Source organism: Arthrobacter sp. StoSoilB13 (assembly GCF_019977255.1).
In the GTDB taxonomy this organism is placed as follows: Bacteria; Actinomycetota; Actinomycetes; order Actinomycetales; family Micrococcaceae; genus Arthrobacter.
Genome location: NZ_AP024648.1, coordinates 1,076,648 through 1,096,234 on the forward strand (window position 1 = coordinate 1,076,648; position 19,587 = coordinate 1,096,234).

15 protein-coding genes and 1 pseudogene are annotated in these 19,587 nt (G+C 62.9%); 7 read left to right on the forward strand and 9 right to left on the reverse strand.

From position 1 onward, the window contains the following. Window positions 1-197: 197 nt before the first annotated feature. The gene (locus tag LDP01_RS17235) at window positions 198-1,607 is read left to right on the forward strand and encodes an MFS transporter (protein ID WP_224091926.1); all 1,410 of its coding nucleotides are present in this window, start codon (window positions 198-200) and stop codon (window positions 1,605-1,607) included. A gap of 82 nt (window positions 1,608-1,689) precedes the next feature. Here LDP01_RS17235 and LDP01_RS17240 read toward each other — a convergent pair whose 3' ends face one another. Both LDP01_RS17240 and LDP01_RS17245 read right to left on the reverse strand, forming a co-directional pair. Next, entirely contained in the window at window positions 1,690-3,561 is a 1,872-nt protein-coding gene (locus tag LDP01_RS17240; RefSeq protein WP_224091928.1) for an acetyl/propionyl/methylcrotonyl-CoA carboxylase subunit alpha, read from the reverse strand. 60 nt (window positions 3,562-3,621) lie between these two features. Beyond that, window positions 3,622-4,278, reverse strand: a complete 657-nt coding sequence (locus LDP01_RS17245; protein WP_224091955.1) for a Maf family protein — start codon at window positions 4,276-4,278, stop codon at window positions 3,622-3,624. A gap of 79 nt (window positions 4,279-4,357) precedes the next feature. Between LDP01_RS17245 and LDP01_RS17250 the strand changes: the two genes are divergently transcribed. Next, window positions 4,358-5,032, forward strand: a complete 675-nt coding sequence (locus LDP01_RS17250; RefSeq protein WP_224091964.1) for an HAD family hydrolase — start codon at window positions 4,358-4,360, stop codon at window positions 5,030-5,032. Window positions 5,033-5,198: 166 nt separating this feature from the next. Here the strand turns inward: LDP01_RS17250 and LDP01_RS17255 are convergent, their stop codons facing one another. Both LDP01_RS17255 and LDP01_RS17260 read right to left on the reverse strand, forming a co-directional pair. Next, window positions 5,199-7,724, reverse strand: a complete 2,526-nt coding sequence (locus tag LDP01_RS17255) for an MMPL family transporter (protein ID WP_224091972.1) — start codon at window positions 7,722-7,724, stop codon at window positions 5,199-5,201. 1 nt (window position 7,725) lies between these two features. Further along, complete coding sequence (locus tag LDP01_RS17260; RefSeq protein ID WP_224091974.1) at window positions 7,726-8,445, reverse strand: TetR/AcrR family transcriptional regulator; 720 nt, start codon at window positions 8,443-8,445, stop codon at window positions 7,726-7,728. A 98-nt stretch (window positions 8,446-8,543) separates the two neighbouring features. Between LDP01_RS17260 and LDP01_RS17265 the strand changes: the two genes are divergently transcribed. After that, on the forward strand, window positions 8,544-9,881 hold the full coding sequence (locus tag LDP01_RS17265) for an HNH endonuclease signature motif containing protein (protein WP_527249075.1): 1,338 nt from the start codon (window positions 8,544-8,546) through the stop codon (window positions 9,879-9,881). Between the two features lie 26 nt (window positions 9,882-9,907). Here LDP01_RS17265 and LDP01_RS17270 read toward each other — a convergent pair whose 3' ends face one another. The 5 genes from LDP01_RS17270 to LDP01_RS17290 all read right to left on the reverse strand — a co-directional run bounded on the left by LDP01_RS17270 (window position 9,908) and on the right by LDP01_RS17290 (window position 15,577). Beyond that, window positions 9,908-10,360, reverse strand: coding sequence for a YbjQ family protein (locus LDP01_RS17270; RefSeq protein ID WP_224091976.1), 453 nt, complete (start codon window positions 10,358-10,360; stop codon window positions 9,908-9,910). A gap of 102 nt (window positions 10,361-10,462) precedes the next feature. Next, window positions 10,463-11,896 (reverse strand): dicarboxylate/amino acid:cation symporter, encoded by a 1,434-nt coding sequence (locus LDP01_RS17275; RefSeq protein WP_224091978.1) that lies wholly within the window; start codon window positions 11,894-11,896, stop codon window positions 10,463-10,465. A gap of 106 nt (window positions 11,897-12,002) precedes the next feature. Then, window positions 12,003-13,685, reverse strand: a complete 1,683-nt coding sequence (locus tag LDP01_RS17280; RefSeq protein ID WP_224091986.1) for a DUF885 domain-containing protein — start codon at window positions 13,683-13,685, stop codon at window positions 12,003-12,005. 75 nt (window positions 13,686-13,760) lie between these two features. Continuing rightward, window positions 13,761-13,949, reverse strand: coding sequence for an acyl-CoA carboxylase epsilon subunit (locus LDP01_RS17285; RefSeq protein WP_224093913.1), 189 nt, complete (start codon window positions 13,947-13,949; stop codon window positions 13,761-13,763). 44 nt (window positions 13,950-13,993) lie between these two features. Then, window positions 13,994-15,577 carry an acyl-CoA carboxylase subunit beta gene (locus tag LDP01_RS17290; protein WP_216925413.1) on the reverse strand — a complete coding sequence of 528 codons (1,584 nt, stop codon included), beginning with the start codon at window positions 15,575-15,577 and terminating at the stop codon, window positions 13,994-13,996. A 216-nt stretch (window positions 15,578-15,793) separates the two neighbouring features. Between LDP01_RS17290 and LDP01_RS17295 the strand changes: the two are divergent. The 4 genes and pseudogenes from LDP01_RS17295 (at window position 15,794) to LDP01_RS17310 (ending at window position 19,488) form a co-directional block, all read left to right on the forward strand. Further along, window positions 15,794-16,703 (forward strand): annotated as a pseudogene (locus LDP01_RS17295) (SDR family oxidoreductase). 56 nt (window positions 16,704-16,759) lie between these two features. Then, complete coding sequence (locus LDP01_RS17300) at window positions 16,760-17,713, forward strand: biotin--[acetyl-CoA-carboxylase] ligase (RefSeq protein ID WP_224091988.1); 954 nt, start codon at window positions 16,760-16,762, stop codon at window positions 17,711-17,713. Beyond that, on the forward strand, window positions 17,706-18,320 hold the full coding sequence (locus tag LDP01_RS17305) for a PH domain-containing protein (RefSeq protein ID WP_527249091.1): 615 nt from the start codon (window positions 17,706-17,708) through the stop codon (window positions 18,318-18,320). Before LDP01_RS17300 ends, LDP01_RS17305 begins: the two co-directional genes overlap by 8 nt. Beyond that, window positions 18,310-19,488, forward strand: coding sequence for an adenylate/guanylate cyclase domain-containing protein (locus LDP01_RS17310; protein ID WP_224091990.1), 1,179 nt, complete (start codon window positions 18,310-18,312; stop codon window positions 19,486-19,488). The genes LDP01_RS17305 and LDP01_RS17310 overlap by 11 nt, the downstream gene beginning before the upstream one ends. The last annotated feature ends 99 nt before the right edge of the window (window positions 19,489-19,587 follow it).

Below are 19,587 nucleotides of genomic sequence, written 5' to 3' on the forward strand. Positions count from 1 at the left end.
CGGCGGGGTCACCAGCGCGTGAGGCAATGGTGAGGTAGTGTGGCCCGGACCACAGTGTGAGACTTTTCGACTAGTCCGCATAGTGGACTTAGTTGTCCAGTCAATGGACTGCGGGAACTATTATTGAACTCTCGAATAATCCTTCGCCGGGCAGGCCCCCAGGGCCATCGGCCGGTGTGAACGAAAGCTGCTACTACATGTCTTCGACTGCTACGTCCAAGGAAGGCGAGTACACCAAGCCAGTGAACTCGCGGGGCAAAGTGATCTTCGCCAGCCTGATCGGCACGACGATCGAGTTCTACGACTTCTACGCCTATGCCACTGCGTCAGTGCTCGTCTTCCCCAAGCTCTTCTTCCCCGACGCCACTGACATCAATGCGCTGCTCAGTGCGTTCGCCATCTTCGGTGTTGCCTTCTTCGCCCGTCCCATCGGCGCCGTCGTCTTTGGCCACTTTGGTGACAAGATCGGCCGCAAGGGCACCCTGGTTGCCTCGCTGTTGACCATGGGTATCGCAACGTTCCTGATCGGACTCCTGCCCACGGCATCCATGCAGGGGTGGGCGATCCTGGCCCCGATCATGTTGGTAATCCTGCGCTTCTTCCAGGGCCTGGCTTTGGGCGGTGAATGGTCCGGGGCAGCTTTGCTGGCCACCGAGAATGCCCCCGAGGGCAAGCGTGCCATCTATGGAACGTTCCCGCAGTTGGGTGCCCCTATTGGCTTCATCATCGCCAACGTGATCTTCATCTGGATGAACGTTGCCCTGTCGGCCGAAGAATTCCTCGCCTGGGGTTGGCGTGTTCCGTTCATCCTTAGCGCAGTCCTGGTCATCGTGGGCCTCTACGTTCGCCTGAAGCTGGTGGAGAGCGTGTCCTTCACCAAGGTGATCGAACAGGAAAAGGTTCAGAAGCTGCCCCTCGCCGCGACCCTCAAGAGCCACTGGCGCCCCGTCCTGGCCGGCACTTTCATCATGTTCGCCACCTACGTGCTCTTCTACATCATGACCACGTTCACGCTGTCCTACGGCACCAAGCCAACCCTGGCCGGCGCCCAGGCCGCGGCCGAAAAGGCCGGCAAGCCCATGACAGCGGACCAGATTGCGGCTTTTGTTCCCGGCCTGGGCATCACCCGGTCCGACTTCCTCTGGATGCTGATCATCGGCGTCGTGTTCTTCGGTATCTTCACCGTGGTTTCCGGACCTCTGGCTGAGAAGTGGGGCCGCCGCAAGTTCCTGCTCGGCGTCACCGCCGGGATCTTCGTATTCGGTGCGCTGTGGTTCACCATGTTTGGCCCCGGCCAGGCGGCGGCCATGGTTGGCCTCATTGTGGGCTTCACCCTCATGGGCCTGACCTTCGGCCCCATGGCAGCCATCCTGCCCGAGCTGTTCCCGGCCAATGTCCGTTACACCGGTTCTGCTGTGGCGTACAACCTGTCGTCCATGATCGGAGCGGCCCCCGCCTCGTTCGTCGCCATCGCGCTGTGGTCGGCAGCGAACGGCAGCACCTGGCTGGTGGGCGTGTACATGGCCATCGCCGCCGTAGTCACTTTCGTGGCGCTCTGGTTCACCCGCGAAACCAAGGACATGGACTACGAGAACAACGTCGCCTGACCCCGGGACATTAACGACGTCGGCCCCGCACCGGAAGGTGCGGGGCCGACGTCGTTAAGCTCGCTTAGTCCTCGATGCTCGCTTAGTCCTCAATCGTGGCGATAACTGCGCCGGCAGCGACCGTCTCACCGGCGCTGGCCGCGAGGCCACGGACCGTGCCGGACTTATGGGCCGTCAATGGCTGCTCCATCTTCATGGCTTCCAGGACAACGATCAGATCGCCCTCGGCCACGACGTCGCCGTCGGCAGCTGCGACCTTGACGATGGTGCCCTGCATCGGCGAGGTCAGTGCATCACCGCCGGCGGCAGCGGCTGCAGCGCCTGCCGAGCGGGAACGCTTCTTGGACTTGCCCGATTTGGTGCCCGAGCCGCTGGAAACAGCGGCGACGCTGGCGCCCAAGCCGGACGGCAGAACGACCTCAAGCCGCTTGCCGCCAACCTCGACGACGACGCGCTGGCGCTCACCGGCGTCGGGCGTTTCCGCACCTGCGCCGCTGGCCGTCCATGCGGGGATGTTGTTGACGAACTCGGTCTCGATCCAGCGGGTGTGGACCTTGAATGGGCCATCTGCCGGTGCGAAGTCGGGATCGGTGACCACTGCGAGGTCGAAGGGGATGACGGTGGGAATGCCTTCCACCACCATCTCCTCGAGGGCACGGCGCGAACGCTGGAGGGCTTGCTCACGGGTGGCGCCGGTGACGATCAGTTTGGACAGCATGGAGTCGAAGTTTCCGCTGATGACGTCGCCCTGCTCAATGCCGGAGTCCACGCGGATGCCCGGGCCAGTGGGGTTCTTCAACGTGCTGACCGTGCCGGGCGCCGGCATGAAGTTGCGGCCCGGGTCTTCGCCGGTGATGCGGAACTCGAAGGAGTGGCCGCGGACCTCGGGGTCCTCGTAGCCAAGTACTTCGCCGCGCGCAATGCGGAATTGTTCGCGAACGAGGTCGATGCCCGTAACTTCCTCGGAAACACAATGCTCCACCTGGAGGCGGGTGTTGACCTCGAGGAAGGAGATGGTGCCGTCCTGGCCCACGAGGAACTCGCAGGTTCCGGCGCCGAGGTAGTTGGCTTCTTTCAGAATGGCCTTCGAGGATTCGTAGAGCCGCTTGTTCTGCTCCTCGCTGAGGTACGGAGCCGGGGCTTCCTCGACGAGTTTCTGGTTGCGGCGTTGCAGTGAGCAGTCGCGGGTGGAGACGACGACGACGTTGCCGTAAGCATCCGCCAGGCACTGCGTCTCGACGTGGCGCGGGGCGTCCAGGAAGCGCTCGATAAAGCACTCGCCGCGGCCGAAAGCTGCGATCGCCTCACGGACTGCGGATTCGTACAGCTCGGGAATTTCTTCCATGGTGCGGGCAACCTTGATGCCGCGTCCGCCACCGCCAAAAGCAGCCTTAATGGCGATGGGCAAGCCGAATTCCTCGGCAAACTTCAGGATCTCATCCGCGTCCTGGACGGGGTCGGCGGTGCCGGGAACCAACGGGGCGCCCACCTTTTCGGCGATGTGGCGCGCCTGCACCTTGTCGCCCAAGGCGGAGATTGCCTCGGGGGAGGGACCGATCCAGGTGATGCCTGCCTCGATCACTTTGGCAGCGAACTCTGCGTTTTCGGCGAGGAAACCGTACCCAGGGTGGATCCCATCAGCGCCGGCCTGCTTGGCGACGTCAATGATCTTGTCCATGACCAGGTACGACTCAGCTGCGGTGTTGCCGCCAAGGGCATACGCTTCGTCGGCGAGGCGGACATGCAGGGCGTCACGGTCCGGGTCTGCGTAGACGGCTACGGAGGCGATGCCTTCGTCCCGGGCGGCTCGGATGATGCGGACCGCGATTTCGCCGCGGTTGGCAATCAAGACCTTGGTAAGAGGGCTGGAAATGGGCTGCGCCGGGTTAGCTGACAAGTTGTTGACTCCTTCTGTCCTTGAGGAGCCTAGCGTGATTGTGAGGGTTCCGCCCATATTGATGGGGGATTCCGTGTGTGAGGAGATGTTCCTTTGTAGGGTTGCTACAAATCGCTTCTACTCGTGCGCGTCCCACAGTTCGGTGATCCCAACGTTCGCGTGGACCAGCAGTTCGCGCAGGGTAGAGATGGAAAGACCGACGACGGCGTGCGGGTCGCCGTCCACCTTGCGGATAAATGCGCCGCCGAGGCCGTCGATGGTGAACGAGCCCGCGCAGTGCAGCGGTTCTCCGGTGGCAATGTAGGCGTCGATGTCGTCCGCCGTCATCTCAACGAAGTGAACCTCGGCACTCGACACAGAGCCGACCGTGGCTCCCGTTCCGTCCGCGGGCTCGTCCTCGTCCACGTCGGCTGCGGTGTCCCGGCAATCAACAAGCCAGTGACCCGTGTGCAGCACACCCTTGGAGCCGCTCATGCGCAGCATCCGCTCGCGGGCGACCTCCGCCGTGTAGGGCTTGCCGTGGGACTCGCCGTCGAACTCGAAAACCGAATCGCAGCCGATCACCAGGGCGCCCTCGGCTTCGGGGAGTGCGGCCACGGCTTCAGCCTTTGCTCTGGCCAGCAGCAGCGCAGTGTCGTGCGCGTCCGTGACGCCGTAGTGCGCCTGCACCGCGTCCTCATCCACGTCGGAGACGAGGATGTCGTGCTGGATTCCCGCTTCCCTCAGCAACTTGGTGCGGGCAGGGGATTGCGAGGCAAGGATCAATCGGGTCACCGTCCCAGCCTAATACGTTGTTCTCTCACTTCCTGCCGGTTTTGGGGGGATGTTCTCTCACATCGCCTACGCTGGTCGAATGCTGCTGCTCGTGGACCTGGACAACACCTTGGTCGACAGGACTTCGGCCTTTGCTTGCTGGGCTACGAATTTCGTGCGCTCGCTTGGCAGGCCGCATTCTGATGCAGCATGGCTCATCACTGCAGACCGGGATGGTTATGAGCCGCGGGGATCCTTGGCTCTCGCCATCAAACAGCGTTTTCGCATGGACCGTGGAATCGAAGCCCTGGTAGACACCTTGCTCTTTGAGCATGTGGAACTGATGACCATGGATCCGCGTACGCGCATCGCATTGAGGGAGGCGCGGGAGGCCGGATGGAGGATTGGCATCGTCACGAATGGGGCGACGGCGCAGCAGACACAGAAGATCGAACACCTAGGAATTGAACCCTACGTCGATTGCGTCGTGATTTCCGAGGCTGTTGGCATGAAGAAGCCTGATGCTGGGATTTTTCGGCTGGCGGCGCAGGAATGGGGTTGCGATCTGACCGATGGCTGGATGGTGGGAGATCATCCCATCGCCGATATCTCGGGTGGACGCGCGGCGCGATTAAAGACCGGTTGGGTCTCCCGCGGGCAGGAATGGCCCAACGACGTGCCGCCGCCGACCCTCACTCGCCGCACGGCTGCCGAGGTTATCGATGCTCTGATTCGGATCGACGCCAGAAACGCCCGACGTCGGCGCCAAGGTTGAGCGCCGACGTCGGACGTTCTGCAGGATGTGAGAGAGGACCGGTCAGATCGGGGGTGGATGTGAGAGAGGACCGGTCAGATTGGGGGTGGATGTGAGAGAGGGACGGTCAGATTGGGGGTGGATGTGAGAGAGGGACGGTCAGATTGGTGGTGGATGTGAGAGCGGATCAGTGGACCAGTTCCTCGGAGCCGGCCTTGCGGCGGTCGCTCCGGTTCAGTTTGGCGCCTTCGACGTCCACATCCGGCAGGATGTGCTGCAACCACTTGGGCAACCACCAGGCCTTCTCGCCAAGCAGGTACATGACGGCGGGAACGATGGTCATGCGGACGACGAACGCATCGATCAGCACACCGAACGCCATCGCGAAGCCCAACGGCCGGACCATGGTGAGGTGGCTGAAAATGAAGCCGGAGAACACACTGACCATGATGATCGCAGCCGCCGTGACCACTGCTGCGGCGTGGCTGAAACCGGTGCGAACAGCGTGTTTGGCGTTCTCACCATGCATAAAGGATTCACGCATGCCCGATGTTATGAACACCTGATAGTCCATCGCGAGGCCAAACAGCACGCCGATCAGGATGATCGGCAGGAAGCTCAGGACGGCGCCCGGGTTGGCGACGTCGAAAATTGCTCCCAACCAGCCCCATTGATAGACGGCCACGACGGCGCCGAATGCGGCGGCCAGTGACAAGAGGAACCCGCCGGTGGCGAGCAGAGGAACCACAATCGAGCGGAAGACGAGCAGCAACAGGATCAGCGAAAGTCCGACGACGATCGCCAAGTACGGCGGCAGTGCAGCCCCGAGCTTTGCGGAGACGTCGATGTTGCCGGCAGTCTGGCCGGTGAGGCCGATGCTGACGTCGAGGTTCTCGCGGATTTGAGTGCCCTTGTCCCGGATGTCGGAAACTACCTGGACTGTGCTGGCGCTGGCTGGACCTTCTTTGGGAATGACCTGGAAGACGGCCGTGCGGCGATCTTCGCTCAGGGCCACAGGCACGGCCGCCGTGACGTTTTCCACGCTACGCAGCTGCTCCGCGACGTCGAACTGCTTGTTCTTGGCATCGGTTTCGCTGAGCCCCTCGGGGAATTCGGCGACGACGACGATCGGCCCCGTGACGCCTTCGCCGAAGCTGCTGCGTGTGAGGTCGTACGCTTTGAAGGCTTGCGAATCGACTGGCTCGGATCCGCCGTCGGGAAGTGCCAGACGAAGCTGGGAAGCCGGCAGCGCCAGGGCGCCCAACAGCACCACGCTGGCTACAAGGGAAACCCAAGGATGCCGTGTGACCAAGCCGCCCCAGCCGCTGCTGCTGCGCTTTTCTTCCAGGGCCCGGTCCGCGGCTTCGTGGCCCGGCTCGGCATTGTGCTTGGCGGCTTTGGCCCATGCTCGCTTGGAGATGAGTTTGGGGCCGATCAAAGCCAGAACGGCGGGCGTCAAGGTCAAAGCAACGACGACGGCGACGGCAACTGTCGCTGCGGCGGCAACACCCATGACAGCCAGGAAGGGCAGCCCCGGGACCACGAGTGCCGCCAGCGCGATGATGACAGTGAGACCCGCGAACAGTACGGCGTTGCCTGATGTTCCGGTGGCGAGGGCTGCGGATTCCTCGCCGTCCATTCCGGCGAGGAGCTGGTTGCGGTGGCGGTTGACGATGAACAGGGAGTAGTCGATGCCGACTGCAAGCCCGAGCATCAGGGCAAGCATCGGGGAGATGGAGCTCATGTTGATCACGCCGGTTAGCGCGAATGTTCCGCCGACGCCCACAGCCACTCCGATGAGGGCCATGACGAGGGGCAGGCCGGCTGCGATGAGCGTGCCCAGCATGAGGATCAGAACGAGGGCTGCCACTGCGACACCGACGATCTCCGCCACTCCGAAGATCTGGGAGACGTCCTCGGTGATTTCCTTGCTGGCATATGCCGTGACACCGGCCGAGGAGACGCCCTGAACAATGTCCTGAACTTGCTTGCGGACGGCGGGATCAACGGCATTGATGGAGGTCTTGAATTGGACCTGGGCGATGGCGGCCTTGTTGTCAGTGGACACGAAGCGCATCCCTTGGGAGGCCTCCAGCTGGCGCTTTCCCAAGGCCAACGCGGTGGCTCCGTCCGCTGCTTCCTTGGCACCGGCGTCGAGCTTTGCTTTGTTGGCGGCGAGTTCGGCACGCTGAGGCGCAAGTTGGGCTTCGATTTGTGCCGGCGTGAGGCCTGTTGCGGTCATCTGCTGTTCCGCACCGGCAAGCTGGGCTTCGCCCGCTTCCAGCTGGGCACGGGCTGCGTCCAGCTGGGTCTTGCCTTCGGCAGCCTTCGCTTCGCCATCGGCGATTTCGGCCGCGGCTTTGTCCAGCTGCTCCTGCGTAGTGAACGGATTCACGGTTCCCTGCACGTCCGGCATGGCTTCAAGCTTGGTGAGCGCAGTGGCGACGGCGTCCTTCTTGGCTTGGTCAAAACCGGAGTCGCCGGCGTCGAAGGCCACGCTCGCCGAGCCGCCGGACGCGTCGGGCAGGGCTTCTTTGAGTTTGTCGGCCATCCTCTGCGTTTCCGTGCCGGGGATGCTGAAGTTGTTGGACATGGTGCCGTGGAACGCGGCGGCCGAACCTCCCACGGCCAGGAGGACCGCCAGCCACAGCGAGATGACCAGCCAGCGGCGGCGGTAGGAAAACTTGCCGAGACGGTAGAGGAACGAGGCCATGTCAGAACCGATCTGTGGAGGAGGAGGATGATGCTTGTGCAGCTGACGCCGCTTGCGGAGTGGCTTCCGACGACGGCGCGAAGCCGGCTCCCAGCAGGCCCATGGCGTCGATGAGGTACTGGCGCAGAACCGCCAGCGATTCGGCCGATAGGTCAGGACCACGTTCGGCGAACCAAACTGTCATGGCTGCCTTGCCGCACGAGATGACGGATCCGGCCAGGGCATGCAGGTAGAGCTCGCTGGTGTCCGGGCCAAGCCTGCCGCGGGCGGCGTCGATAATCTGCCCCGTGCAGTACTCCCATGCTTCGAGTTCGGAACGGGCCAGGGAACGGTTCTCGTGGGTGAGGCTGAAGAGTTCGGCCATGGGTGCTACGGACATGGGGTCAGCGAGGGCCATCAGCGCGGCCTGTGCGGATTCGAGGATCGACTCGTTCGCTGGCCTCAGGCGGAATTGCTCGAGGGCGCGATCCATGAAGCCGTCGGCCACGGATGCGAGGGCAGCCTCGAGGCTCGAAAAGTAGTTGAAAAACGTGCGCCGCGAAACGCCAGCGCTGGCAGTGATGTCCTCCACCGTGAAATTGCCCGGGCCGTTGGTGCGCAAAAGGTCAAGGGCTGCGGTGGTGATGGAGGCCCGGGTTGCCGCCTTGTTGAGCTCGCGCCGTGAAGGTCCGGCGGGTTCGGCCGACTCCACGGTGCCCGGCTCGCTGCTGATTGAAGTCACATACTTACACTAAGTGCAAGTTTGCACTCTGCGCAATATTTCATCGGGCTTGCCGGTCTTTACTAAAAATTGTCGTACCCCTTGGGGAGAGTTGAGGCATGGACAAGATGCAGGAGCAGCGCGGGAGTACAGTCGCGGCGCTCCCGCCTGTTCACCCGGGCAACGCTGTCCGGGCAGGCACGATTGCAAGTGACCTGATTGACCAACTGCGTGTGTTGGAGGACATGAAGTCCGCCATCTCCGGTCTGCAGGCCAGGATTGCTGTGGCCTTTGATCGGGCCCAGCGTCAGGCGCAGGCGGAGGCCGGCGTTCCCGCCTCGGAGCAGGGCAAGGGAGTGGCCGCGCAGGTGGCGTTGGCCAGGCGGGAGTCGCCGAACCGAGGATCCCGGTTGCTGGGCCTGGCAAAGGCTTTGCTGATTGAGATGCCACGCACCCTGGCTGCGGTGGAGGCTGGCCAGCTCAACGAGTGGCGGGCGACGCTGCTGGTAAAGGAAACAGCCTGCCTCTCCTCGGAAGACCGCTGCGCGGTCGACGAAGAACTCGCCGCCGACACCGGAACCTTCGACTGCGCCGGAGACCGCGCCATCATCGCTGCAGTCAAAGCAGCCGCTTACCGCCGTGACCCCCGTTCCGTCACCCAGCGCGCAGCCCGCGCAGCCACGGAGCGGCACGTCAGCCTGCGCCCTGCACCGGATACGATGACCTACCTCACCGCACTGCTGCCCGTAGCCCAAGGCGTTGCAGCTTACGCAGCCCTCAGCCAATCCGCTGACACTGCCAAATCCAGCGGAGATGACCGCTCCCGTGGTCAAGTCATGGCCGATACTTTGGTTGATCGGCTTACCGGTACCGCTGGCGGCATTTCCAAGGTGGAGGTCCAGCTCATTATGACCGACCGCACCCTCTTCCAAGGCGACACTGAGCCCGCACGGCTCAAGGGATACGGGATTGTTCCTGCCGGCTGGGCGCGGTCACTCATCGAAGCAGGTGAGGGCGTGGCTACGGCCAGCGGGCAGGACCCTCGCGGGCAGACTTCTCAAGAACCGGGCATTGACGTGTGGCTTCGCAGGCTGTTCACAGCACCTGGTACCGGTGAACTTGTGTCGACGGACTCAAAGGCGCGCCTCTTCCCTGCCGGAATGCGGCGCTTCATCGAAGCAAGGGACAATACCTGCCGAACACCATATTGTGACGCGCCCATTCGGCATATCGACCACATCGTTCCGTGGCAAAATCGTGGACCAACCGATCTGGCAAATGGGGCTGGACTCTGCGAACAGTGCAACCACACCAAGGAAAACCCCGGCTGGACGGCAAAGCCGCTGGCGGGGAAGCCCGGCGTGCACACACTGGAAATCATTACGCCTACCGGGCACAGATACCGGTCCAAGGCCCCGCCCCTGCCGGGGCACGCACGGGAACGGCGTTGGCAGTAAGGATCCCGAACAAGATCGAGTCAGGGTCAGAACTGGTGCGGAGGTGTGGGCTGCTGCTGCGGGGGAGCCGGGGGAGTGTTCTGCTGCGGCTGGGCGGCCTGTTGGCCTGCGTTCTTTGTCAGGTACGCCGACTGTCCCGTGGCGCCGGGCTCGCCCTCGCCGAGCGGAAGTACGTAGACGGCCGTGCCATAGGCGCAGACTTCCGTCCAGTTGGTCCCCATTTCGGAGGTGTCAAAGCGCATGGCGACAATTGCGTTGGCGCCGCGCTGTTGTGCCTCGTTGACCATGCGCGCCATGACTTCCTGACGGCTTTCGTAGAGTGCCCTGGTCATTTCAGGCAGCTCGCCGCCACCGAGGGAGCGGAAGCCGGCGAGCATCTGCGAGCCAATATCCCGCGAGCGGACGGTCAGGCCCATGACTTCGCCGAAGACGGCATCAATGCGGTGGCCGGGTATCTCATTGGAGGTGACGATCAACATGGACCCGAGCCTACCCAGAATTTCACCCTTAAACGGACAAATCCCCCGGGGATTCCCGGGGGATTTGTCCGTGAGGCGGTGATGAACCGGCCAGTGTGCGGATCAGGCCTTGGAGTCGGCCAGTTCGCGCGCCTCTGTTGCGGCAGCAGCGGTGTCGTTGGCGAACTCGTCAGCGAACGCGGCACCATTGCGGGGCGCGTTGTAAAGCGACTCGTCCAGGATGCCCTGGCGCTTGGCCACGATGGCGGGGACCAGGGCCTGGCCTGCCACGTTGACGGCCGTCCGGCCCATGTCCAGGATGGGGTCGATTGCCAGCAGGAGTCCGACGCCGGCCAGCGGCAGTCCCAGCGTGGACAGGGTCAGCGTGAGCATGACGACGGCGCCAGTGGTACCTGCCGTGGCAGCGGAACCAAGCACGGAGACCAGGACGATCAGCAGGTACTGGCTGAAGTCCAGGTTGATACCGAAGAACTGGGCCACGAAGATCGCTGCGATGGCGGGGTAGATCGCCGCGCAACCGTCCATTTTGGTGGTGGCACCGAGCGGCACGGCGAATGAAGCATAGCCGGACGGGACGCCAAGGTTGCGCTCGGCGACGCGCTGCGTGAGCGGCAGCGTACCGATCGAGGAACGGGAAACGAAGGCCAACTGCACGGCCGGCCATACACCGGAGAAGTACTGCTTGATGGACAGGCCGTGAACGCGGACCAGAATGGGGTACAGCACGAAGAGCACCAGGGCCAGGCCGATGTAGATGGCGGCAGTGAACCTGCCCAGGGAGCCGATGGTGTCCCAGCCGTAGATGGCAACGGCGTTACCGATCAGGCCGATAGTGCCCAGCGGAGCGATGCGGATGATCCACCACAGGACCTTCTGGATGACGGCCAGCGCGGAGGCGTTGAAGGTCAGGAACGCTTCTGCCTGCTTGCCGACCTTAAGGGCAGCGATGCCTACGGCGATCGCGACCACCAGGATTTGGAGCACGTTGAAGCTGACGGAGGTGCTGACCGTGGTGGCAGCGTTGGCGCTCTCCGTGACAGTGGAGCTTGCGCCGAGTCCGAGGAAGTTCTTGGGGAACAGCCCGATCAGGAATGCCCACCAGTCACCGGTTTTGCCGGCGTACTCGGCCTTCTGCGTGATCCCGGTAGCTGCACCAGGCTGGAGGAGCACACCCAGGCCGATGCCGATGAGCACAGAAACCAGCGAAGTGATGGCAAACCAGAGCAGCGTGTTCCAGGCCAGGCGGGCGGCGTTGGAAACCTGGCGAAGGTTCGCGATGGAGCTCACCACCGCGGTGAAGATCAAAGGAACGACGGCGGTCTGCAGCAATGAGACGTAGCTGGAGCCAATCGTTTGAAGAGTTGCGCCGAGCCCGTTCGGGGCGGCCTTGGTGCTGCCAGTGTACTTTGCGATGAGGCCAAGTACGAGGCCAATGATGAGGGCCGCGATGATCTGGACGCCGAAGGATCCTGCCCACTTGGGGAGCCGGAAGCCGGTCTTTCCAGCTGATGGGGAAGTGTTGGTTGAGGTGCTCACGGGAACACGCTAGGTGCACTTCAAATAACATACCTAACGAACGTTTAGAAATGTTACCTAGCTGTGAAGTTATTCCCGAACCCGGTGTGGCGTGCGTCTCGAAGACTCACCCGAGCAACGCCCGCCGCAGCACGTCCAAGCCGACCGAGCCAATATTTAGTGCCTTGCTGTGGAACGATTTCAGGTCAAACCCTTCGCGGGTTTCAAGCTCGGCCCGGATCTGCTCCCAGAGCCGCTGGCCCACCTTGTACGACGGTGCCTGCCCGGGCCACCCGAGGTAGCGGGTGAATTCGAACTGGAGCTGGCCTTCGCTGATGTCGAGGTTGGATTTGAGGAAGCCAAAGCCCTTCTCGGGAGTCCAGGTTCCGGTGCCCCAGCGTTCGGGGACCGGTAGTTCCAGATGGACGCCAATGTCGAACACAACGCGGGCGGCGCGCATGCGTTGCCCGTCCAGCATGCCCATGTGGTCGCCGGGGTCTTTGAGGTAGCCCAGTTCCAGCATGAGCTGCTCAGCGTAGAGTGCCCAACCTTCGCCGTGTCCGGAGACCCAGCAGGCGTTGCGGCGCCAGTTGTTCAGGAGTTCGCGGCGGTAGGTGGCGGTGGCGACCTGCAGGTGGTGGCCGGGCACGCCTTCGTGGTAAACCGTGGTCGTTTCGGACCAGGTGGTGAAGGTGTCTTCGCCGGCGGGAACGGACCACCACATGCGGCCGGGCCGGGAGAAGTCGTCGGACGGGCCGGTGTAGTAGATGCCCCCTTCGTCGGTGGGGGCGATCATGCATTCGAGGGTTTTCATGACGTCCGGGATGTCGAAATGGACGTCGGCGAGCTCGGATACTGCGCGGTCCGAGAGCTCCTGCATCCACGCCTTCAGGGCGTCCGTTCCCTTGATTTGGCGGGCCGGATCGTTGTTGAGGATGCTTTTGGCTTCTTCGATGCTGGCGCCGGGCTTGATCTGCGCGGCTACCTTTTGCTGTTCGCTGATGAGCCGTTCCAGCTCCTGGACGCCCCAGGCGTAGGTTTCCTCGAGGTCTACGGCCGCGCCCAGGAACGAACGGGAAGCCAGGGCATACCGTTCCCGTCCCACCGCGTCCTTTTCCGGGGCAACGGGGAGAAGCTCGTCCTGGAGGAAAGTACCCAACGATTCGTAGGCTGATCGCGCGGCGGAGGCTCCGGCGTCGAGCTTGGACTGAAGGTCCGCCGGAAGCGGCGAACCAGCCAGTGTGGCTCCGGCCGCCATCTTGGCGAAGAAGCCGTCCTTGGCGGCGTACCGGCCGGTTTGCTCGATGACAATCCGAACCTGGCGGGCGGCGGCTACCTTGCCGTCTTCTTTGGCGGCGCGAATCGAGGAAATGTAGCCTTCGATTGCACCGGGAACGTTGGCGGCACGGCCTGCGATGTGTTCCCACTGCTCAACAGTGTCCGTCGGCATGAGGTCGAAGATGGCGCGGATATCCTGCGCGGGCGAGGCGATGTTGTTGAGGTCTGCAGCATCCCAGCCGGTTTCATGGATCTCCAGCTCCAGGCCGAGCCGCTCGCGCATTGCGTCCAGTGTGACGACGTCGGATTCGTCGGTCGGTTCCAAGGCCGCCAGCGATTCCAGCGCCTGCCGGGTGGCCTGCGCATGGGCCTCGGCACCCGCCGGCGAGTAGTCCTGATATTCAGTCTCGTGCCCCGGCAACCCCAGCGTGGTGGCAAAGCTGGGATTGAGTTCGATCAGCTTTTCCGTGTACGCATCAGCAACGGAATCGATGGCGGTCTTGGGTCGTGCAGGCGTGTTTGCAGTAGTCACCCACAGAGCCTAACCGGGAGTCGGCTCACGTGAAAGGGTTGTTGCACTTTCTTCCCCCTCCCGGGAGAAGCGAAGCTATCCGCGGCTGCGCTTCCACGCGCCCGGACCCGGTGTGGGGTCAAGGCGCAACTGTTGACGGCGCACCCAATGACGAACATTCGGCTTTGCAGGCGCCGACGTTTGGGGTACTCCCACGGAAGCGACGACGGCGGCAAGCGCCGCGAGCTCTTCGGCGGTGGGTTCTCCCTTGACCACGGAGAACATGGGAGCAACAGGTTCGGGCGCCGCAGCGCTCTCGTTTGCCTTGCTCACAGCGGGATGTTTCCGTGCTTCTTGGTGGGCAGGCTGGCGCGCTTGTCGCGGAGGGCGCGCAGGCCGCGGATGATCTGGAGGCGAGTGTCGGAGGGTGCAATGACTGCGTCCACATAGCCCAGCTGAGCTGCCTGGTAAGGATTGAGGAGCTCTTCCTCATAGCCTTGGATGATCTCGGCACGCTTGGCCTCGACGTCGCCGCCGGCCTCGGCAACCGCTGCGAGGTCGCGACGGTAAAGGATGTTCACCGCGCCCTGTGCGCCCATGACACCGATCTGGGCGGTGGGCCAGGCGAGGTTCAGGTCCGCGCCCAGCTTCTTGGAGCCCATCACGATGTAGGCGCCACCGTAGGCCTTGCGGGTGATGACGGTGAGCTTGGGCACCGTGGCCTCAGCGTAGGCATAAAGGAGTTTGGCGCCTCGGCGGATGATTCCCTGGAATTCCTGGTCCTTGCCGGGGAGGAAGCCGGGCACGTCAACCAACGTGATGATGGGGATGTTGAAAGCGTCGCAGTGCCGAACGAACCGGGCGGCCTTCTCGGACGCGGAGATGTCCAGGGTTCCTGCGAACTGCATGGGCTGGTTCGCAACGATGCCCACCGTGTGGCCTTCGACCCGACCGTAGCCAATGATGACGTTGGGCGCGTAAAGCGACTGCATTTCAAGGAAGTGGGCGTCATCCACGATCTGCTCAATGACCTTGCGCATGTCGTAGGGCTGATTGGCCGAATCCGGGATCAGTCCATCCAGGGCGAGGTCGTCGTCGTCGAGCTCCAATTCCTGGTCGTGTTCTACAACCGGGGCCTCCGAGAGGTTGTTGGAAGGCAGGAAATCCAGGAGTTCGCGGACGAATTCGATCGCGTCGGCTTCGTCGGAGGCAAGGTACGTGGACGTTCCGGTGGTGGCATTGTGCTGGCGAGCACCGCCCAGCGTTTCCATATCCACGTCCTCGCCCGTGACGGTCTTGATGACATCCGGGCCGGTGATGAACATGTGCGAAGTCTTGTCCACCATGACGACGTAGTCGGTCAGGGCGGGGGAGTAGGCAGCGCCGCCGGCGCACGGGCCCATGATGAGCGAGATCTGGGGGACTACGCCGGATGCGTGGACGTTGTTGCGGAAGATATCCGCGAACATGGCAAGGGAAGCCACGCCTTCCTGGATGCGCGCGCCACCGCCGTCGTTGATGCCGACTACCGGGCAGCCATTGCGGAGGGCGAATTCCTGGACCTTGACGATCTTCTCGCCGTTGACCTGGCTCAAGGAGCCGCCGTAGACGCTGAAGTCCTGGCTGTAGATGGCAACGAGGCGCCCGTCCACTGTGCCGTAACCGGAGACGACGCCGTCGCCCAAGGGCTTCTTTTTCTCCATGCCGAAGGCGGTGGAGCGGTGGACGGCCAAGGCGTCGAACTCAACGAAGGATTCGGGATCGACCAGAAGGTCGATGCGTTCGCGCGCAGTGTTCTTACCGCGCGCGTGTTGCTTTTCGATCGCTTCCGGGCCGGAAGGCTGTTCTGCACGGGCCTGGCGGTCGCGGAAGTCTGCAATCTTTCCCGCTGTCGTTGTCAGATCGTGGCTCATCAAGTGTCTCCGGCTCTGTAGCTGATTTTCGCTGGCGCAGTTCTGGTGCAAACAAGTAGCTGACTTAAGTAGCTTCCGTACAAAGAACAGGCCCCGCTGGCCAGTCTAGTGACGCCATTGCCGCGAACCGCTGTAGAAACCCTACAATTTTCAGCGCCCAAGCCAAAGCTGCCAGTATGTTACCGGTCAGTAACATACTTGGGTTAGAGTGTCTCCATGACTCCAAGCAACGATGCTTTCCCAGCTTCCGAAGAGAGTAAGCCGAAGGGCAGCACCCCTTATGTAGCCAGCGGTTCGCTCAAAGGCCGCACCGTCATCATGTCCGGCGGCAGCCGTGGCATCGGATTGGCCATCGCCACCCGCGCGGGCCCGCGACGGCGCCAACATCGTACTCATGGCCAAGACCGGGGAACCCCACCCGAAACTTGAGGGGACCGTCTTCACCGCTGCCGATCAACTCGTCGCCGCAGGTGGCCAGGCGCTGCCCCTCGTGGGCGATGTCCGCAATGACGACGACGTCGCCGCAGCCGTGAGTGCCGCCGTCGAGCGCTTTGGGGGAATCGACGTCGTCATCAACAACGCGTCAGCCATCGACCTCTCGCGCACGGACGCGATTGACATGAAGCGCTACGACCTCATGCAGGACATTAACGTCCGGGGAACCTTCCTGCTCTCCAAGCTGTCCCTCCCTGCACTGCGGGAATCCGGGAACGGGCACATCCTCACACTGTCTCCACCCCTGAACCTCGATCCAAAATGGGCCGGGATGCATCTGGCCTACACCATGGCCAAGTATGGAATGAGCCTCACCACCCTGGGGCTCGCCGAAGAGCTTAAGGACGACGGCGTTTCGGTCAACTCGCTCTGGCCTTGCACGCTGATCGACACCGCGGCGATCCGGAACATGCCTGGTGGGCAGCAGATCGTGAAGGCCGCCCGCGGACCGGAGATCATGGCCGATGCTGCCCACGCTGTTCTGACTGGCGCCAACCTTGCCGACGGTGTCACGGGTTCGGGGAACTTCTACACTGACGAAGAAGTCCTCAGGGCTGCTGGCGTGAAGGAGTTTGCGCCATACAGCCTCGGCGCGCCTGAAGACCGTCTGGTGCCGGACATCTTCCTCTAAGCGGATTCCCATGTTTCGGGCAGGTTCTGTGCGCCGCAACTGGATAGGATTCAGCTATGGATGCCGAACAGCCTGCCAGCAGCGAACCCCTCGTCCCCAGGCCCGGGGCGGACCGGCCCTCACTGGACCGCGAGGCGCTGGACCGTGAGGCGCTGGACCGCGAGGCATTGCTTGAGCCTGATTTCCTGTCGGCAACCGGCATTTCGCAATTGAATATTGTCGAGTCCACGGGATCCACCAATCAGGACCTCGTCCGCGCCGTAACCGTGGAGCCTAAGAAATGGGCTGATCTCGCCGTCTTGACGGCCGAACACCAGACGGCGGCACGCGGACGGCTGGACAGGCACTGGGAATCTCCGGAGCGCTCTGCCGTTTCAGTGTCAATGGTGCTGCGTCCCGTCACAGCCGAAGGCATGCCCGTGCCGACGCAGAGTTACTCGTGGCTCTCACTGCTCGCCGCCGTTGCCCTGTGCGAAGCCTTGCAGGAAACGGCTGGCGTTACGGCAGAAATCAAGTGGCCCAACGACGTCCTGGTTAATGGACGGAAGATCGCCGGAATCCTGGCCCAAATGACGCCACTGGGTGACGGGTCGGTCCCCGCAGTGATCCTGGGCGTTGGGCTCAACGTCTCGCTGTCACAGGATGAATTGCCGGTACCAACCGCTACATCCTTGGCGTTGGAGGGGGCCACGACGACGGACCGCACCGCGCTGCTGAAGAGCTACCTTTCACGCTTCAGCCGGCTTTACCGCAGCTTCTGCAATTCGGAAGGCGACCCCGCGGCAGGGTTGGCAGGCGGGCCCTCGCTGCATAAGCGCGTTGAGTCGGCAATGGTCACGTTGGGACGCGAGGTGCGCGCGCACCTTCCCGGTGATCATGAAGTGGTGGGCCATGCCTCCCGGTTGGACGAGCACGGCTCGCTCCTTGTGGTGGACCACGGCGGCCGGGAACATGTTGTGACGGCTGGTGATGTGGTCCATTTGCGGGCTACGGAAAGCGGTTATGCGTAAAGAGTTGCTTCCGGGGGAGCAGGTCATCACCATCACGCGGCAACAGGCCCGCTCGCTGTTCTTGCCAACGCTGGCCTTCATAGTGGTTCCTGCCCTGGCAGCCTACGCGTGTGCGTGGATCATCAAAGGAAATCCGCAACGCCTGGCCCCATTCATTACAGTGGAATGGACGCCTTGGCTTGTCGGCGCCTGTGTGGCCGTAGCAGGGTTCGTGCTAGTGGCCTACAGCCTCAAGCGGGTGTTGAAGTGGCGTTCAGTCAGGTTCATCCTGACAAGCCGCCGGATAATTGCCAAGTACGGAATGTTTCGTCGCGGCGACTGGCAGGTGTCGTTGATGGCGGTCCGCAGCGTGGGGGTCCACCAGAACCTGCTGCAGCGGACATTGCACTCAGGGAATATATCCTTGGATACCGGGCCCTCTGGCGAAGCGGTCTTGACAGACGTACCGGAGGTCGGAAAATTCAGGGGCTACATTCTTGACGCCATGGATGAACTGCCCAGTGCTGGAACTTTAGAGGCCAACGGTGGGATTTTTGAGGGTGAAGTCCTGCAGGACGTTGATGGGTTGCCGTGGGAATTGAGAGAAGGTGGAAGAGATGAGCGTTGAGGATCAGCAGTCCGGCGAGGACCTGGACGAGGAGTTCGACGCCGTACCCGAACCTTCAGTGGACGAGGACACGGAACCCGCGCCCGCCCAGGCGCCGGTGACCACCGGCCCGCCGACCGGCGTGATGTCCGCAGAGCGCCTGGCCATCAAAGCGCTTGAGGCGAGGCTGCTTGGGGGCGAACGCAAGCTCCGCCGTCGTGAAGTTGCCGCAGGTGCCGGTGTCTCCATTCTTTCCGCACGGAAGTTGTGGAGGGCTTTGGGCTTCCCCAATTTCGGCGACGACGACGTTGCATTTACTGAGCGTGACCAAGCAGCATTGTCCACCATCCTTGACCTTGTCCGTGCCGGGATCCTCACCGAGGAAGCGGCGATATCCGTCACCCGATCGATCGGCCAGATGACGGACCGCATGGTGGTGTGGCAGATCGAAGCACTGGTTGAGGACATGGTCCAGGAGCAGGGAATTCCGGATGCCGTGGCCCGCAAACAGCTTGTGGGTCAGCTGCCGGCGCTGGTGGATTCCCTGGAAGAGATCCTGGTCTACTCGTACCGCCGCCAACTCAATGCCGGCGTTCAGCGGCTTGCCGTCCGTGCCGAGGCGGGCTTGCAAGCGAGCGAAGAAGGACGCGAAGGGGACGAAGACGATTCCCCCTTGCCTTTGGCCCGTGCCGTAGGGTTCGCCGACCTCGTCTCCTACACAAGCCTCTCGCGGCGCATGAACGAGAAAACCCTCGCCCAAATGGTCCAGCGCTTCGAGAACAAATGCGCCGAGATCATTTCCGTGGGCGGTGGGCGCCTGGTGAAGACCGTGGGCGACGAAGTTCTCTACATTGCCGAGACCCCGGCGGCTGGCGCGGAAATCTCCCTCGCCTTGGCGCAGGCCTTCACGGAAGACGAGATCCTGCCCCAGGCGCGCGTGTCCATGGTGTGGGGTCGCATCCTGTCCCGACTCGGCGACATCTATGGCCCAACCGTGAACCTTGCTGCGCGGCTGACCACCCTTGCCCAGCCGGGGACGGTCCTGGTTGATGCGATGACCGCTGCCGCACTCGGGCAGGACGAACGCTTCGTGCTGGTCCCGCAAAAGTCCGAGAACGTCCGTGGTTTCGGTGAGATCCACCCCGTGATGCTCGCACGTGGCCGCGGCAAGGGCTTGGTGCTGGACTAAACCCTCTCCCACATCCTGCGGGTTCTTGGTGATCGTTCTCTCACGTTGTGCGGGTTTTTGGTGATCGTTCTCTCACGTTGTGCGGGTTTTTGGTGATCG

Excerpts from the sequence above, each read along its gene's own strand:
- LDP01_RS17235 (WP_224091926.1), top strand. The coding sequence starts at position 198 with ATGTCTTCGACTGCTACGTCCAAGGAAGGCGAGTACACCAAGCCAGTG.
- LDP01_RS17240 (WP_224091928.1), bottom strand. The coding sequence starts at position 3,561 with ATGGGCGGAACCCTCACAATCACGCTAGGCTCCTCAAGGACAGAAGGA.
- LDP01_RS17250 (WP_224091964.1), top strand. The coding sequence starts at position 4,358 with ATGCTGCTGCTCGTGGACCTGGACAACACCTTGGTCGACAGGACTTCG.
- LDP01_RS17255 (WP_224091972.1), bottom strand. The coding sequence starts at position 7,724 with ATGGCCTCGTTCCTCTACCGTCTCGGCAAGTTTTCCTACCGCCGCCGC.
- LDP01_RS17265 (WP_527249075.1), top strand. The coding sequence starts at position 8,544 with ATGGACAAGATGCAGGAGCAGCGCGGGAGTACAGTCGCGGCGCTCCCG.
- LDP01_RS17270 (WP_224091976.1), bottom strand. The coding sequence starts at position 10,360 with ATGTTGATCGTCACCTCCAATGAGATACCCGGCCACCGCATTGATGCC.
- LDP01_RS17285 (WP_224093913.1), bottom strand. The coding sequence starts at position 13,949 with ATGTTCTCCGTGGTCAAGGGAGAACCCACCGCCGAAGAGCTCGCGGCG.
- LDP01_RS17290 (WP_216925413.1), bottom strand. The coding sequence starts at position 15,577 with ATGAGCCACGATCTGACAACGACAGCGGGAAAGATTGCAGACTTCCGC.
- LDP01_RS17300 (WP_224091988.1), top strand. The coding sequence starts at position 16,760 with ATGGATGCCGAACAGCCTGCCAGCAGCGAACCCCTCGTCCCCAGGCCC.
- LDP01_RS17305 (WP_527249091.1), top strand. The coding sequence starts at position 17,706 with ATGCGTAAAGAGTTGCTTCCGGGGGAGCAGGTCATCACCATCACGCGG.
- LDP01_RS17310 (WP_224091990.1), top strand. The coding sequence starts at position 18,310 with ATGAGCGTTGAGGATCAGCAGTCCGGCGAGGACCTGGACGAGGAGTTC.